This window comes from Actinosynnema pretiosum, assembly GCF_002354875.1.
GTDB lineage: Bacteria > Actinomycetota > Actinomycetes > Mycobacteriales > Pseudonocardiaceae > Actinosynnema > Actinosynnema auranticum.
Genome location: NZ_CP023445.1, coordinates 3,629,099 through 3,644,633, shown reverse-complemented (window position 1 = coordinate 3,644,633; position 15,535 = coordinate 3,629,099). Strand labels below are relative to the sequence as shown.

The following is a 15,535-nucleotide window of genomic DNA, read 5'->3' as shown; positions in this document are numbered from 1 at the left end:
GTCACCCATGAGAGGCGCTCATGGCCCTGAACTTCGCCCAGCTGCGGGCGTTCCTCGCCGTGGTCGACGAGGGCGGCTTCGGCGCCGCCGCCGACGCGCTCGGCCTGACCCAGTCGGCCGTCTCGCACGCGGTCGCCGCGCTGGAGCGCGTGCTCGGCCGCGCGGTGCTGTCCCGGCGCGGGCGCGCCGCGCCCACCGCGTTCGGCGCGGAACTGCTCGCGCACGCCCGCAGCGCGGTCGCGGCGGCCACCGCGATCACCGACCTGGCCGAGCGCGACCGGGGCGGACCGCGCGGCACGGTCCGCATCGCCGCGCCGCCGACGGTGTGCCAGGGGCTGCTGCCCGAGCTGCTGGACCGGTGGCGCGCCGAGTTCCCCGGCGTGCAGGCGCGGGTGTTCGAGGGCGACGACGACGAGATCGACGAGTGGCTCGCGGACGGCACGGTCGACGTCGCGGTCCGGGTCGACCCGCCGCCGGGCGCGGGCGTGCTGCTGCGCGAGGACGCCTTCCACGCGCTGCTGCCCGCCGACCACCCGCTGGCCGGGCAGCCGGAGGTGGGGGTCGGCGAGCTGGCCGACGACCCGTTCCTGCTCTCGCGCGGCTGCTGCGAGCACCGGGTGCGGCAGGCCCACACCGGTCACCCGTTCGCGCCCCGGCACCGGGTCAGGGAGCTGGGCACGCTGCTGGCGATGGTCCGCTCCGGCATGGGCGTGTCGCTCGTGCCCGGACTGGTCGGCGCGATGCTGCCGCCGGGACTGGTGGTGGTGCCGCTGCGCGAGCCGGTGACCCGCAGGCTCGTGCTGACCGGCCCCGCCGACCGCGACTGGCACCCGGCGGTCACCGCGCTGGTGGACTCGGTCCGCGACGGCTGAACCCGGCCGCGCGAGGACGCGGCCGGGTTCATGTGGGGGGCGGCCCGCCCCGCGCCGGGTCACGACGCGGGACGGGGCCGAATCCGTGGGTCCCTCAGTAGCGGAAGGAGTCGATCAGCTCGCGCAGCCGGGTGGACAGCCCGGCCAGGTCGCCCGCGGTCTGCTCGGCGGACTGGGCGGCCCGCTTGGTGTCGGCCGTGACGCCGACGACCTCGGCCAGCTGCCCGCTGATGCGCGTGGTGCCGCCCGCGGCGCGGTTCAGGTCCGCGGTCATGGACTGCGTGGTCGCGCTCTGCTCCTCCACCGCCGAGGCGATGGTGTTCTGGTAGTCGTTGATCTTCTCGATGACCGCGCCGATGCCCGAGATGGCCTCGACGGCGGCGCGCGTGTCGTGCTGGATGACCTCGGTGCGGCGGCCGATCTCCTCGGTGGCCTTCGCGGTCTCCTGCGCCAGGTCCTTGACCTCGCCCGCGACCACCGCGAAGCCCTTGCCGGACTCGCCCGCGCGGGCCGCCTCGATGGTGGCGTTCAGCGCCAGCAGGTTGGTCTGCTCGGCGATCGCGGTGATCACGGAGACCACGTTGCTGATCTCCACCGACGACGAGTCGAGCTTGGCCATGAGCTGGCGGGCCTCGGCGGCGGACTGCACGGCGTTCGCGGCGACCTGGGCGGCCTCGGCGGCGCTCATGGAGATCTCGCGGATCGCCGCGCCCATCTCCTCGGCGCCACCCGCCACGGCCTGCACGCCGTCGCTGACCTCGCCCGCGGCCGAGTCGATCTGGCCGACCCGGTCGGAGGCGCGGTCGACGCCGCCCGCCAGGTCGCGGCTGGTGCCCTGCAGCGCGGTGGAGCGCTCGGACAGCTCGCGGCTCGCGGCGGCGAGGGTCTGCACGGTGCCGCGCATCTTGGTGACGGCGGTGTGCACCGAGCGGGACATCTCACCGATCTCGTTGGAGCTGGTGTCGGCCTCGCGCTCGCTCAGGTCGCCGTCGGCCAGCGCCGTCACCACGTCCTGCAGCTCGCGCAGGCGGCGGGCCTGGACGCGGGACATGGCGAGCGCGAACCCGGCGGCCAGCAGCACGCCCGCGATCAGCACCAGGACGATCGCCAGGCGCGCGCTGGAGGCGGCGTCCTGGGCTGCGGTGGCGGCGGAGGTGGCGTGCTCCTGGGTGAGGGCGATGGCCTTGTCGAGGTTCTCCAGCGCCTTGGCCAGCGCCGGGTTCAGCGTGCTGCTGCGGAACGCCTCCCACTCGGCGATCTTGCCGTCGTTCTTCAGGGCGGAGGACTGCTTGCGCAGCTCCATGTAGTTCGCCCAGTCCGTCGCGAAGGTCGCCATGGCGGCGCGCTCGGCGTCGGTGACCGGCATGGTCGAGTACTCGTTCAGGCGGGTGGTGACCGCCTCGTAGTTCGTGGCCGACTCGGCGCCGTAGGCCTTGGCCTTCTCGGCGTCGGAGGCGGTGAGGTTGGACAGCGACGCCCAGCGGCCGTGCCAGATGAGCTGCTGCATGTCCTTGACGGCGGAGAGCGGCAGCAGCGCCTCCTGGTGGATCGCCTCGGCCTTCGTCGCGGTGTTGGACGTCTCCACGACCCCCACCGCGCCGATGGCGACCGCCACCCCCAGCGCCACTCCCGCCGAGGCCAGCAGGCCTCCCCTGATGCTCAGCGAACGCAACACCGGCTCCTCCTGTACCCGCTTATGACCTGTGCCACCGAGCTTCGGCACGGCGGGGGGCCGGCTGAGGGGTTTTCCGCGGAGATCCGGGTGAGCGTGGTCCGCGGGGATCAGGCCAGGTCGACCGGGCGGGCGCGGAGCTTGGCGGCGATCTCGGCGAGGGAGCGCTGCTCGTCGGCGGTGAGCGGGTCGAGCACCAGCTCGCGGACCGCGCGCAGGTGCGTGGGCGCGGCGGCCCGGACCACGGCGAACCCGGCGTCGGTGAGGGCGGCGAGGGTGTAGCGGCCGTCGGCCGGGTCGGGCGAGCGCTCGACCCAGCCGCGCTGCTCGAAGCGCTTGACGACGTTGGACAGGCGGGACAGGGAGCCGTTGGCGAGGTAGGCCAGCTCGCTCATCCGCAGGCGGCGGTCGGGGGCCTCGGAGATGTGGCTGAGGGTCAGGTACTCGAACAGGGTCAGCCCGGCCTCCTGCTGGAGCGGGGACTCCAGCCTGCCGGGGAGCAGGAGCACGAGGGAGACCAGGGCGGTCCAGGCCTCCTTCTCACCCGCGTCGAGCCAGCGGGGCTCCCAGACGACTTTCCCGTCGTCGTACCCGTTCGGGTTGCCAGGTCCCTGAGCTGCGGTTTCCCCGCTCTCCGAAGTCTCACCCGCCATGCCGGGAACTCTACCGACCCCGGATGACTTCACACGTGAACCACAACGGTGGTAGTTTCACTTCAAGCGTGAACCCAACCAGTGGCCAGCGATCGACAGGAGCCCCCTTCCATGAGCGCGACCTTCAGCGTGACCCCCGGTTACGGCGACCGGCAGCTCACGACCATGCGCTACAGCCAGGCGGTGCGCGTGGGCGACCGCGTCGAGACGTCGGGCCAGGGCGGCTGGGACGACGACTGGAACTTCCCGGAGTCCCTGGAAGCCGAGATCGTCCAGGCGTTCGACAACCTGGAGCGCACCCTGGCCGAGGCGGGCGCGACGTGGGCGGACGTGATCGCGGTGGACTCGTACCACGTGCCGGAGCCGGAGGCGGGGAACTTCCTCGGCGAGACCCACAACAGAGTGATGGTCGCCCAGTTCCGCGCCCGCCTGGGCGACCGCGCCCCGATCTGGACGTCCCTGGGCGTGGCGGCGCTGGGCGCGCCGGGGATGCGCGTGGAGATCCGGGCGACGGCGGTGGTCAAGGGCGACTGAGGAGACGGCGCACCGATCCCGGCACCCAGGCGGGGCACTGCCGAGGCGGCCGGTGAGGCTTGGCCATGCCACTCGCCGCCAGGAGGCAGCCATTCCCCCACCACGGACACCACCGGTGGGGCAGCCACCGCGCAGTGAGGTGACCTCAGCAAGGTGTCAGGAGGGTGATCCCGTGGTGTTCACAGCGGGTGGCAGACCGGTGTTCGCCGGGGGCAGGCCCATACCACGGCGACGATCCGGGTGAGTGCGCGGGACGGCTGGCGGTGTTGTGGCGCAAGGCTTTCCAGCGGCCGACCGCGAGGTGCGGTTCGGGGTGATCACGCCACCGTGACATCGGACTCTGCTCTAGGAGCTGTCTGAGGTTCGGATCTACCGGCCCTGTGGAGCACTGGTAGAACACGGGGTGTGGCGCGTTTCGCTCTGACCGATGCCGAGTGGGCGTTGATCGAGCCGCATGTGCCGGTGGCTGCGACCGGACCGTTGCCGCGTCGGGTGCGGGAGCGGTTCAACGGGATCCTGTGGCGGTTCCGCACCGGGCCGGGCTGACGCGACGTGCCCAAGTGGTACGGGCCTTGGTCCACCGTCTACTCCCGGTTCGACGCCTGGGCGAAGGCGGGGGTGTTCCAAACGCTGGTGGACGCGCTGATCGCCGAGGCCGCCTCCCGAGGACAGGTCGGGTTGGAACTGGTCAGCGTGGACTCCACGATCGTGCGGGCGCACCACGAATCGGCCGGGCTCGTGATCGCCGGGAAGACCCTCGGCGCTCTGGAACAGGCGCTGACCGAGGAAAAAGGCGCTCCGTTGCTCACCCAGCGGAGCGTGCTGCGGGTGATCCGTCGCGGTCCGCGCCGGACGCAGCCGACGCGGGCAGGCCTGCCGGTCGGGACCGCGCCGCCCGCAGGCGTCGTCGGAAGGCGCAGGCTGCGGCGGCCGGGCTCGGCCGGATCCGGGTCCCCGGCCCGACCGGCAGCCCGCGCACCCGTCCGGGAGCGGTGGCCGCGGATAAGGCGTACTCCCGCAAGGCCAACCAGGCCTACCTGCGCCGCCGCCGGATCACCGCGGTGATCCCGGAGAAGACCGACCAGCAGGCCAACCGCACGGGGAAGGGCTCGGCGGGAGGGCGGCCGGTGTCCTTCGCTTCGATCCCGCGCGCTACAAGGGGCGCAACACCGTCGAACGCTTCTTCCAGAAGATCAGGACATGGCGTGGCCTGGCCACCCGCTACGACAAGACACCACACAGCTACGAAGCCGGACTTCATCTACGAGGAGCGATCATGTGGCTGAAGACCCTCACCTCAACCACATGATCCAAACCCCAAACAGCTCCTACGGCTCCAGGGTGTGTCGTCGAAGTTGGTCAGGTCATCGGCCACGGTGGTCATGGCGGCTGGAGGACGCGATCCACCTCGTCAGCGGCGGCAATGCGGCGGTTGCGGGCCTTGGCCTGCAAGGTGACCTGGTGACCTGGTGACCTGGGGCGCGGACGACTCCGGGGGGCGCCCGACAGGTTCTGCTGGCGGCTCTCATCACCAGGCTCGCCGCTGGCGGTGGTGGTGGTCGCGTCACAAGAGTGCCGTGCGAGCCCTCACCGCCGCCCCGACCGGTCTGCGGTCGATGGACGCGCCGCGCCGCTCACCCGCTAGAGACGGACCGTGAAGGCGGTCAGCCGGGGGCGGAGGACACCGGTCAGGTCGGCGACGAGGAGTTCGGTGAGGGTGCCGGGGAAGGTGTGCGCGGCGAACTCCGCGTCCCAGACGATCGACCAGCGGTCGGGGTCCGGGGCGGTCGTGTCCCACCACAGGATGTCGCGGCCCTCGGTGGTCGCGCACAGCAGCAACCCGCCGGGTTCCGGGTGGACCGGCCGGGCCAGGTCGGGGCGGTGGGCGAAGTGGTCGCGGAGGCTGTTGGCGTGGGCCTCGTGGACGGCCGGGAGGTCGTCCGGGGTGACGAGGAAGATCCCCGCGACGACCAGCCCGCCGTAGCCGTCCGCGAGCCGCCGGTAGTCCGCCGGGAGGCGGGTCCCGACGCGCTCCTCGACGGCCGTCCAGTCGTGGGCGTGGAACGCGGGGTCGTAGCGCGGCCCGGACATGTCGTAGGCGAGGCCGCGCGGGAAGGCGGCCAGGACGGTCCGCAACCGCGCGAGCGAGTCGGGTTCCACGGGCGCGATCCTCGCACGCGGCGAGGGCGGGATCGGGCGGTCGTCACGGCATGGGGAGCGTCCTGGCCTGGTCGGTGCTGGCCTGGTCGCTGCTGGCCTAGGGCGTGTCCTGCGGATCTTCACCGAAGGTGGACAACGATGCAGGCCAAGACGATCTCGGCACGGTGGTAGGCGGCTCGTTTGGCGAACCTGGTGGCCAAGCCGCGGAACTGCTTGAGCCGGTTGAAGCAGCGTTTGAGCACGTTGCGGATCTTGTAGATGTCGGGATCGAAGGCCGGTGGCCTGCCACCGGCCGACCCCTTGGCCTTGCGGCGGGCGATCCGGTCGACGCGTTCGGGAATCGTGGCCTTGATCCGTCGCTGCCGTAACGCGGTGCGGGTGCCCAGGTGGGCATAGGCCTTGTCGGCGATCACCCGCCCGACCCGCACCCGCCGCCCGTCCACCTCGATGTCACGGATCTCGTCCAACAGCGGCAGTGGTTGCGGGTTGTCCCCGGCCTGACCGGACGTGAAGACCACCGCCAACGGCAAGCCGGTCGCCTCGACCGCCAGGTGCAGCTTGTTCGTCAGCCCTCCCCGCGACCGTCCGAGACATTCCCCGTCAACGGCGAGGTCCTCGATCCAGCCCGCGCAGCCCCCTTTTCCGGGCGCCCGCCGCGTGCCGGTGTGCCCGGACACTCGTGGAGTCGACGCCGACCACGAACGCGACATGGTCCTCCAGCGTGCCGAGGGAGTCATCCTTGACAATCACGTGCTCCAGGATCCTGTCCCACGTCCCGTCCGCGGTCCACTTTCGCAGCCGCTCGTGCGCGGTCTTCCACTGCCCGTACCGTTCCGGCAGGTCACGCCACGGTGCGCCGGTGCGTTCCCTCCACAGGATCGCGTTGATCACCTGACGGTGGCTGCGCCACCGCCCGCCCTGTCGCCCGCTCTGCGCGGGCAGCAACGGCGCGATCACCGACCAGGCCCTGTCCGTCAGCTCACCACGCCCCACCACGATCCGTCATCTGCACACGATCATGGAAAAGATCCGCAGGACACGCCCTAGTTGCTGCTGGCCTAGTTGCTGCTGGCCTGGCGTGCTCGTGGCGACTGGTCAGGTCCACCAGCCGCTCCGAGCCGAACGCGACACCCTCGGCGGCCCGCGCCTCCACGGCCCCGTCGCCGCAGACCGGCATCCGGCCGCCCTGCTGGAGCTACTCGTGCGGACGGCGGGCGCCTCCCCCTCGAACCGGTCGGTGTCCGGCCCCGGCCGGGCCGGGAACGCCGGGGCGCAGGCCGTCGCCCCGGCGTTCCTGGCGCCCGGCGTTCCCGACGCCCGGCGGCCTAGCGCCCGGCGGCCCGGCACTCGGTGGCCCGGCGGCCCGGCACTCGGTGGCCCGGCGGCCCGGCACTCGGTGGTGGTTCTCGTCGGCCAGGTCGTTCGCAGATCCAGTCCTGCCGGAAGCCCTCCATGCCGCGACTACGCCGCGCTGACCAGCGCAGACCTCGCCGGTCTCACCCCGGCGGGGTCAGCCACCGCCGGGCGGGGTGCCGTCCTGGCCGGTGATGACCTGCTCCTGTAACTGGAGGATCTCCACCATCGGGAAGTCGTCGTAGTTGCTGAGCAGGACCCCGGTCCAGCCGGTGTCCGGGTAGACCGTCCAGTCGGCTCCGCAGCCCGCGTTGCCGCCGCCACGACCGAACGTCCACTGGTCACCGTTGAGGAGGTGGAGCGGGCCGGTGTAGCCCGTGAACGACCTGGGGTTGCGGCTGGGCAGCTTGGGGCCGGTCAGCAGTTCGGCGTAGGGCCTGGACAGGAGCGTGCCGTCGCGCAGCGCGTGCGCGAAGCGCACCAGGTCGGGCGCGGTGGCGAAGGCGTCGCCGGAGGAGTGGCCGATGAACGCGCGCGCCGGGTTCCGGCCTTCGATCGGCCCTGCGGTGCTGCCCCGGTCGAGGTGGCGCGCGACGTCCACCCGGCCCCCGCCCGCCTGCCTCGCGTACGGGTGCTCGATGCGGGCGTCGGAGAGCCACTGCGTCCGGGTGTAGAACCCCGAACCGGTCATGCCCGCGCGCGTGAAGACGTGCTCGTGCACGTAGTCCCAGAACGTCGTCCCGGCGACGGCCTCCACGATCCGCGCCGCGATGGCCAACCCGACCCCGCCACCGGGCGTGTGCCCCTGGTCGGCCGAACCGGGGGCGGCCACCAGCCGGGCCTGGTGCGTCCACAGCCGGTGCTGCTCGCGCACCTCGTCACGGCTGTGGAAGACCCGCTGCCAGTCCGGCGCCGGGGCGTCCAGGCCACCGGTGCCGGTGAGGAGGTGGTGCACGGTCACCCGCTCGGCGAGGTCAGCGGGGAACCCGGTCAGGTGGGCACCCACCGGGTCGGCCAACCCGACCGCGCCCGCCTGCACGAGCTGCAGGACGGCCACGGCCAGGAACGGCTGGCTGGCCGAGCTGAGGTTGAACGCGGTCCCCAGGTGATTGCCGATCCCGAGCTCCTCGTCCGCCATGCCGTAGGCGCGGGACAGCACGGTCCGGCCGCGGCGCGAGAGCAGCAGCACCCCGGAGAACTCGCCCTCGGCGGCGAGCCCGGCCACGTACCGGTCGAGCGCGCCACCGGGCAGGGCGTCCGGGGGCACCCGCTCCCCCGCCCCGCTCCCGACCTCGGCGACCCCCGCGCCGCCGCGCCGGTCACCCAGCGCGTCAGCGGGCGCCGCGCCCGCCGCGACCACCCCGGCCGCCGCCAGGCCGCCCCACCCGAACACCTTCCTCCGCCCGATCCCGCCCGCGTTCCCCTCTGCGCCACCCACGACCGTGCCCCTTTCCCAGCCCGCACGCGGAGCGCGTTGCGGTTGCCGGTCAGTGAAGAGGTCGGCGGGTTGCGAGCGCGTATCCGTTTTCCGCCGCGCCCGTGAAACGCGGTGCGCGCCCACGGGGAGCGCTCACCGGCCAGCCCTCACCGCCACGGGGAGGCGTCGACCACTTCCATGATCGTCGCCGGTTCCCACTCGTGGGTGGTGCCGGGGGTGGGGCGGTCGAGGACGGCCAGTTCCAGGCCCGCCGCGTCGAACAGGCCGCGGAAGTGGCCGAACGTGCGGATCTCGCCGCCGTTGAGGGCCAGGCGCTGCAACGAGATCGTGTCGTGCACCGGGGAGTCGCCGTCGCCGCGCACCCAGTCCACGACCACGATCGGCACGCCCGGTCCGGCCGCCTCGCGGCAGCGGGAGAGCAGCCGGACGCAGCTCGCGTCGTCCCAGTCGCACAGCACGCTCTTGAGCAGGTACAGGTCCCCGCCCGGTGGGATGCCCTCGAAGAAGTCGCCGCCCACCAGCTCGACCCGGTCGGCCAGTCCGAGGCGCTTGAGCACCGCGCTCGCCCTGGACACCACCTCGGGGCGGTCGAACAGCACGCCGGTGGCGTCGGGGTGGGCGGCGAGGACCCGGTGGAGCAGGGTGCCGTTGCCGCCGCCGACGTCCACGACGCGGCGGTGGCCGGTGAACGCGTAGCGGTCCAGCACCGAGTCCACGACCGGTTCGGTGAACTCCTGCATCCAGTCGGAGAACCAGGCCGCCTCGTGCGGGGTCCGGCGGTAGTAGGTCCACAGGTCGTCGCCGCCGAACACCAGATCCGCCCGTGACCTGCCGTGACGAACGACCTGGTCGAGCACCTCCATCGGGCGGCAAGCCCCCGGTGCGGTGAGCATGAGGGCGAGCGTGGCGTGACTGCCGTTGCGGCACAGCGCGGCGGTGACGGCGTTGGCCGAGTACCAGCCGTCGCCGCTCCGGTCGAGCAGCCCCTCGGCGGAGGCGCAGCGCAGGAAGGTGTCGACGACGTCGGGTCGCACCGCCCCGAGCACGTCGGACACCTCGGCGGCCGTGGTGGGCCCCTCGGCGAGCAGGTCGGGCACGCGCAGGCGCACGAACGCCCCGAGCACGTGGAACCTCCAGTACCCGCCCAGGAGCGCGTCGACGGCGTCCCCCGCCTCGGCCTCCTCGTGCTGCTCGTGCGCCGCGAGCCCCATGCCACCGCCCCTCCGCCACCGGAACCCGACACCGCCGGAACCGGACGCCACCGGAACCGGACACCGCAGGAACCGGATGCCGCACCAAAAGACCTGCCACCGCGGGGAATCGTGTGCGGCGGAGGCCGCGCCTGCAACGCGGGACGCCGGGTTCATCCCTCGGGCGAGTGATTGCCCCGATGACGACCGGCGGGCAGGAGCGGTGGGCGGCGAGGGCGGGCTGCGCCGTCCGGGGGACGTGGGGATCGGGCAGGTTCAGGGTGCGGGGGCTGCGGGTACCCACCGCCCAGCAGGGTTCTGGCGAAGGTGCGGAAGCACTACCGGGTTCCGTCGCTGCAACGGACTCCGGGGTGGAGGCGGCCCCCGCGCTCCCGATCGGGAGCGCGGGGGCCATCACCTCGTGCGGGTGTCAGTCCACCGGGGACATCCCGGTGGGAGTCAGCCGGTCGTCGCCTCCCGGACGCGCCTCGCAGCCGCGACCAGGGCCCGCAGCGCGGGTTCCACCTCCGCGCAGGCCCTGGTCTTCAGGCCGCAGTCCGGGTTCACCCACAGGCGGTCGCCGGGGACGGCGCGGGACCTGCGCGATCAGCGCCTCCTTCCCCGGCGCCCTGGGCGAGTCGATGTCGGACGCCCCCGGTCCGACGCCCCGCGCGAAACCGGCCGCGCCCAGGTCCGCAAGGACCTCTATCGCCGATCGTCGTGGTGACCAGCCTCGGCAGCCCGAGGTCGGACTGGCTCCTGCCGGTAGCGGGCCGGGATGGCGCCGACCAGGGCGGCGGTGGCGAGCGGTGCGCCCCGCCCGGTAGGACTCGACGGCGCGCTTGAGCTCCCGGCGCGGGCCGATCCTGGGGTAGCCGAGCACGGTCGAGCCGATACCGCTGGTCACAGGCTCTCCCCTCGTGAGCGCGCGGGGACCCGCGGGTCGGCGCGGCAGGTCTTCGGACTCACGGGTGCCGTCCGCGCTCCTACCGGCCGTCGCTTCCCACGCCCGACGCGGGCGCAGTGCTTGATGACGGCTTTCGTTCCCGTTCACCGCTGCGGGGCAGTCCCGGACTCGCACCGGGTTCCCTCTTGCCTCGCCCTTCCGGGGGTCGGCCGGTCGGGCGAACCACCACCACGTCCGACCCTGGCGCGGGGTGGGAGGCCCTCCCGGTCGGTGGGATTGGTCCGTTCCCGCGATGGAGTGCAAGAGCTTCGGCAAGAGCGAGCAAAACCCGGAAGAACTGCGGCACACGCGCCTGAGCACGAAAGAGCTTCGGGGCAAGCGTCGACACGGCCACGGAATCCGTCCTAGGGTTGCCCAGCCGCGCAGTCCACGAGGATGGAGCGACACGATGGCCGACGCCGAACGCCCGCGGGTCACCTACGCCACCCTGACCGCCGACAACGAGGCCCTGCACACCCACTACGAGCGCGGCGCGGACACCGCCCGGTCGTGGCTGGGCCGGGTGATACCCGTCGACGTGGGCGGCGAGTCGAGGACCACCGGCGAGCCGTTCACCGTCACCAGCCCCGCCGACACCTCCCTCGTGCTGTGCCAGGGCCGCACCGCGACCGCGCAGGACGTGGACGACGCCGTGCGCGCCGCCGCGACCGCCGTGTCCTGGGCCCCGCAGGCCGAGCGGCTGCGGGTGCTGCGCGCGGCGGCCGACCTGATCAGCGAGCGCTCCGGCGAGCTGGCCGCGCTGATGACCATGGAGGTCGGCAAGAACCGCCTCGAGGCGCTCGGCGACGTCGAGGAGTCCGCCGACCTGATCCGCTACTACTGCGACCGGTTCGAGGAGCACGGCGGGTTCGCCGCCGACATGGCGCGCCTGTCCGAGCGCGAGCACACCCGCAGCGTGCTGCGCCCCTACGGCGTGTGGGGCGTGATCAGCCCGTTCAACTTCCCCTCCGCGCTGGCCGCCGGACCGCTGGGCGCCGCGCTGGTCGCGGGCAACTCGACCGTGCTCAAGCCCAGCACGCAGGGCACGTTCAGCGCCGCGAAGCTGGTGGAGTGCCTGCGCGAGGCCGGGGTCCCCGCGAACGCGCTGCACCTGCTGCCCGGCGGCGACGACACCGGCAAGGCGCTGGTCGCGCACCCCGGCGTGGACGGGCTGACGTTCACCGGGTCGCACGCGGCGGGCATGGAGGTGTACCGCTCGTTCGCGGGCGCCTACCCGAAGCCGGTGGTGTGCGAGATGGGCGGCAAGAACCCCACCATCGTCACCGCCGACGCCGACCTCGACGTCGCGGCGACCGGCATCGCGCGCTCCGCGTTCGGGTTCTCCGGGCAGAAGTGCTCGGCCTGCTCGCGGGTCTACGTGCACCGCGACGTGCACGACGAGCTGGTGGCCAGGCTGGTCGCGAAGACCGCCGAGCTGGTCGTGGGCGACCCGCTGGAGCGCCCGGTGTTCGTCGGGCCGGTGGTGGACGCCGACGCGGTCGCCCGGTTCTCGGACGCCGTCGCGCACGCCCGCGAGGTCGGGCGGGTCGTGGCGGGCGGCGAGGTGCTGGGCGCGGGCGACGGCCGCGCCGACGGCCACTACGTCGCGCCGACCGTCGTCACGGGCGTCCCGGTCGACGACCGGCTGTTCCGCGACGAGCTGTTCGTGCCGCTGGTGGCCATCGCGCCCGTCGACTCGCTCGACGAGGCGCTGGCCCTGGCCAACGACACCGACTTCGGGCTCACGGCCGGGCTGTTCTCCGGCGACGACGCCGATGTCGAGCGGTTCCTGGACGAGATCGAGGCGGGGGTGGTGTACGTGAACCGAGCGGCAGGCGCGACGACGGGGGCGTGGCCGGGGGTGCAGCCCTTCGGCGGCTGGAAGGGGTCGGGCAGCACCGGCAAGGCCGGGGGCGGACCGCACTACGTGCAGCTGTACCTGCGCGAGCAGTCCCGGACGGTGGTGTCCCGATGACCGCCACGAGCAACGCGGGCGCGGCCACCGCGCCGCTGCTGCGCACCGAGCTGCCCGGACCTCGGGCGCGCGAGGTGCTGGCCCGCGACGAGGCCGTCACCAGCCGCTCCCTGCCCAGGGCCTACCCGCTGGTGCCCGCGCGCGGGCGGGGCTGCGTGATCGAGGACGTCGACGGCAACCTGTTCCTGGACTTCAACGCGGGCATCGCGGTCAACTCCACCGGGCACGCGCACCCGCGCGTGGTGGAGGCGGTGCAGCGGCAGAGCGCGGAGCTGCTGCACTACTCGGCCAGCGACTTCTACCTGCCGATCTACTCGCGGATGTGCCGGGCGCTGGCGGACACCGCGCCGATCGACGGCCCGGCGCGGGTGTTCCTGACCAACTCCGGGGCCGAGGCGGTGGAGGGCGCGCTCAAGCTCGCCAGGCACGCCACCGGCCGCCAGTACGCGATCAGCTTCTACGGCTCGTTCCACGGCCGCAGCTACGGCGCGGTGTCGCTGACCGCGTCGAAGTCCAAGTACCACAAGGGCTTCGGTCCGCTGCTGCCCGGAATCCTGCACGCCCCGTACGGCAGCGACGCCACGTTCGAGCACCTGGAGGACGTGCTGTTCCGGCACGTCGTCCCCCCCGACGAGGTCGCGGCGATCTTCGTGGAGCCGGTGCAGGGCGAGGGCGGGTACATCGTGCCGCCGCAGGGGTGGCTGGCGCGGCTGCGGGAGCTGTGCGACCGGCACGGCATCCTGCTGGTGGCCGACGAGGTGCAGTCCGGGGTCGGGCGCACCGGGCGGATGTGGGCGGTCGAGCACACCGGGGTGCGGCCGGACGTGCTGCTCAGCGCCAAGGGGCTCGCGTCGGGCCTGCCCCTGGGCGCGTTCGTGGCGCGCGCCGACCTGATGGAGACCTGGCCCGCGGGCGCGCACGGGTCCACCTACGGCGGCAGCCCGGTGCCGTGCGCGGCGGGGCTGGCGACGCTGGAGGTCATCGAGTCCGAGGGGCTGCTGGCCAACGCGACCAGCGTCGGCGAGCGGCTGACGGCCGGGCTGCGCGGGTTCCAGGCGCGCTGGCCGGAGGCGGTCGTGGACGTGCGCGGCGTCGGCTTGATGCTCGGCGTCGAGCTGGCCACGGCGGAGCTGGCCGGGGCGGTGCAGCAGGCGGCGTTCGAGCGCGGGCTGCTGGTGCTGGAGTGCGGCGAGAGCAGCATCCGGGTGTCCCCGCCGCTGGTGATCACCGAGGCCGAGGCCGACACCGGGCTGCGCGTGCTCGGCGAGGCGCTGGCGGCGGTGCTCGGGTGAGCAGCGGGTTGGCCGGTGGCGCGGGCGGGCACGTGTTCGCCCGCGCCACCGGCCTGCCCACCGCCTCGCACGCACGCGGCGCGGTGATCGTGGACACCGACGGGCGCGAGTACCTGGACGGGTCCGGCGGGGCCGTGGTGACCTCGATCGGGCACGGCGTCGGCGAGGTCGTGGACGCGATCGCCGCGCAGGCCCGCAAGGTCGCGTACGTGCACCCGACCGCGATGCGCAGCGCCGAGGTCGAGGCGTACGCGGACGAGCTGGCGCCGCTGCTGCCGGTGGACGACCCGCGCGTGTACCCGGTGTCCGGGGGCAGCGAGGCGGTGGAGACGGCGCTGAAGATGGCGCGGGCCTTCCACCTCGCGCAGGGGCGGGCGCGGCACGTGGTGGTGGCGCGCGGCGGCGCGTACCACGGCAGCACGCGCGGGGCGCTGGACGTGTCGGGGCGGGACGGGCTGCGCGCGCCGTACCTGCCGTGGCTGGGCGCGACCCGGCGGGCGACCGCGCCCTACGAGTACCGCTGCCCGGCGCCGGAGCACCCGGTGGGCTGCGGGACGTGGCACGCGCGGCGGCTGGACGGGCTGCTGACCGACGACGTGGCGGCGTTCGTCGCGGAACCGGTGGCGGGCGCGGGGCTGGGCGCGTGCGTGCCCGACGACGAGTACTGGCCCGCCGTGGCGCGGGTGTGCCGGGAGCGCGGGGTGCTGCTGGTCGCGGACGAGGTGATGACCGGGTTCGGGCGCACCGGGCGGTGGTTCGCGTGCGAGCACTGGGGGGTGCGGCCGGACCTGCTGGTGGCGGCGAAGGGCGCGTCGTCCGGGTACTGGCCGCTGGGGCTCGCGGTGTGCTCGGGGCGGGTGCGGGAGGCGATCGGGGCGTTCACGCACGGGTTCACCAACTCGCACCACGCGGTCGGCGCGGCGGCCGGGCGGGCGGTGCTGCGGGTGCTGTCCGAGCGCGGCCTGGTCGCGGCGTCCGAGCGGGTGGGGGCGGTGCTGGACGCGTGCCTGCGGGAGCGGCTGGGCGGGCACCGCGCGGTCGGGGACGTGCGCGGGATCGGGTTGCTGCGCGGCGTGGAGCTGGTGGCCGACCGGGAGACCAAGGCGCCGTTCCCGCGCGCGGAGCGGGTGGCCGAGCGGGTGGTGGCGGCGGCTCGGGAGCGCGGGCTGCTGGTGTACCACTCGACCGGGTGCGCGGACGGGCGCGACGGGGACGTGCTGCTGCTCGGGCCGCCGCTGGTGATCACGCCGGAGCAGGTGGCGGTGGTCGCGGAGCGGCTGGCGCTGGCGGTGCGGGACGTGCTCGGGTGAGGCGGTTCACCCGGCCCTCGGGTGAACTTCCTTGCGGCTCGAACGGTCGCGGGTATCCTCACCACAGGCCACCAAGGGCCACCTTCCTGGCGTAAGGGTGATGTTCCGTGTGTCGCGCGACGACACCTGACGGCCCCTCC

11 protein-coding genes, 2 pseudogenes and 1 riboswitch are annotated in these 15,535 nt (G+C 73.7%); of the genes and pseudogenes, 6 read left to right on the top strand and 7 right to left on the bottom strand.

Features of this window, described 5'->3' with window-relative positions:
• Positions 1-20 precede the first annotated feature (20 nt).
• Positions 21-872 (top strand): LysR family transcriptional regulator, encoded by an 852-nt coding sequence (locus tag CNX65_RS15680; protein WP_096493819.1) that lies wholly within the window; start codon positions 21-23, stop codon positions 870-872.
• Between the two features lie 94 nt (positions 873-966).
• Here CNX65_RS15680 and CNX65_RS15675 read toward each other — a convergent pair whose 3' ends face one another.
• Together CNX65_RS15675 and CNX65_RS15670 are read right to left on the bottom strand one after the other, a co-directional pair.
• Positions 967-2,547 (bottom strand): methyl-accepting chemotaxis protein, encoded by a 1,581-nt coding sequence (locus CNX65_RS15675; protein ID WP_096493817.1) that lies wholly within the window; start codon positions 2,545-2,547, stop codon positions 967-969.
• Positions 2,548-2,654: 107 nt separating this feature from the next.
• Positions 2,655-3,197, bottom strand: coding sequence for a MarR family winged helix-turn-helix transcriptional regulator (locus CNX65_RS15670; protein WP_198320478.1), 543 nt, complete (start codon positions 3,195-3,197; stop codon positions 2,655-2,657).
• A gap of 111 nt (positions 3,198-3,308) precedes the next feature.
• Between CNX65_RS15670 and CNX65_RS15665 the strand changes: the two genes are divergently transcribed.
• On the top strand, positions 3,309-3,731 hold the full coding sequence (locus CNX65_RS15665; protein ID WP_096493815.1) for a Rid family hydrolase: 423 nt from the start codon (positions 3,309-3,311) through the stop codon (positions 3,729-3,731).
• A 405-nt stretch (positions 3,732-4,136) separates the two neighbouring features.
• Positions 4,137-4,277: a transposase gene (locus CNX65_RS38340; protein ID WP_408608528.1), complete on the top strand. Its 141-nt coding sequence runs from the start codon at positions 4,137-4,139 to the stop codon at positions 4,275-4,277.
• Positions 4,278-5,372: 1,095 nt separating this feature from the next.
• On the opposite strand, the gene CNX65_RS15655 is transcribed toward CNX65_RS38340, so the two are convergent.
• From CNX65_RS15655 to CNX65_RS15635, 5 genes and pseudogenes are all read right to left on the bottom strand, one after another.
• A complete protein-coding gene (locus tag CNX65_RS15655; RefSeq protein ID WP_096493813.1) occupies positions 5,373-5,891 on the bottom strand; it encodes an SMI1/KNR4 family protein in 519 nt (172 codons plus the stop codon).
• Between the two features lie 119 nt (positions 5,892-6,010).
• Positions 6,011-6,884: pseudogene (locus CNX65_RS15650) on the bottom strand (IS5 family transposase).
• A 517-nt stretch (positions 6,885-7,401) separates the two neighbouring features.
• A complete protein-coding gene (locus CNX65_RS15645; RefSeq protein ID WP_096493811.1) occupies positions 7,402-8,682 on the bottom strand; it encodes a serine hydrolase domain-containing protein in 1,281 nt (426 codons plus the stop codon).
• Between the two features lie 146 nt (positions 8,683-8,828).
• A complete protein-coding gene (locus tag CNX65_RS15640) occupies positions 8,829-9,893 on the bottom strand; it encodes a methyltransferase (RefSeq protein WP_157767673.1) in 1,065 nt (354 codons plus the stop codon).
• A gap of 438 nt (positions 9,894-10,331) precedes the next feature.
• Positions 10,332-10,590: pseudogene (locus CNX65_RS15635) on the bottom strand (5-methyltetrahydropteroyltriglutamate--homocysteine S-methyltransferase); the annotation flags it as partial.
• 235 nt (positions 10,591-10,825) lie between these two features.
• Positions 10,826-10,963, bottom strand: a riboswitch (cobalamin riboswitch).
• Positions 10,964-11,227: 264 nt separating this feature from the next.
• Between CNX65_RS15635 and CNX65_RS15630 the strand changes: the two are divergent.
• The 3 genes from CNX65_RS15630 to CNX65_RS15620 are packed head-to-tail and all read left to right on the top strand — an operon-like array spanning position 11,228 to position 15,395.
• Entirely contained in the window at positions 11,228-12,793 is a 1,566-nt protein-coding gene (locus CNX65_RS15630; protein WP_096493807.1) for an aldehyde dehydrogenase family protein, read from the top strand.
• The gene (locus tag CNX65_RS15625) at positions 12,790-14,085 is read left to right on the top strand and encodes an aminotransferase class III-fold pyridoxal phosphate-dependent enzyme (RefSeq protein WP_096493805.1); all 1,296 of its coding nucleotides are present in this window, start codon (positions 12,790-12,792) and stop codon (positions 14,083-14,085) included. Before CNX65_RS15630 ends, CNX65_RS15625 begins: the two co-directional genes overlap by 4 nt.
• Complete coding sequence (locus CNX65_RS15620) at positions 14,082-15,395, top strand: aminotransferase family protein (RefSeq protein WP_096493803.1); 1,314 nt, start codon at positions 14,082-14,084, stop codon at positions 15,393-15,395. The genes CNX65_RS15625 and CNX65_RS15620 overlap by 4 nt, the downstream gene beginning before the upstream one ends.
• The last annotated feature ends 140 nt before the right edge of the window (positions 15,396-15,535 follow it).

Coding starts and splice junctions, on each gene's coding strand:
- CNX65_RS15670 (WP_198320478.1), bottom strand. CDS start 3,197: ATGGCGGGTGAGACTTCGGAGAGCGGGGAAACCGCAGCTCAGGGACCT.
- CNX65_RS15630 (WP_096493807.1), top strand. CDS start 11,228: ATGGCCGACGCCGAACGCCCGCGGGTCACCTACGCCACCCTGACCGCC.
- CNX65_RS15680 (WP_096493819.1), top strand. CDS start 21: ATGGCCCTGAACTTCGCCCAGCTGCGGGCGTTCCTCGCCGTGGTCGAC.
- CNX65_RS15640 (WP_157767673.1), bottom strand. CDS start 9,893: ATGGGGCTCGCGGCGCACGAGCAGCACGAGGAGGCCGAGGCGGGGGAC.
- CNX65_RS15665 (WP_096493815.1), top strand. CDS start 3,309: ATGAGCGCGACCTTCAGCGTGACCCCCGGTTACGGCGACCGGCAGCTC.
- CNX65_RS15625 (WP_096493805.1), top strand. CDS start 12,790: ATGACCGCCACGAGCAACGCGGGCGCGGCCACCGCGCCGCTGCTGCGC.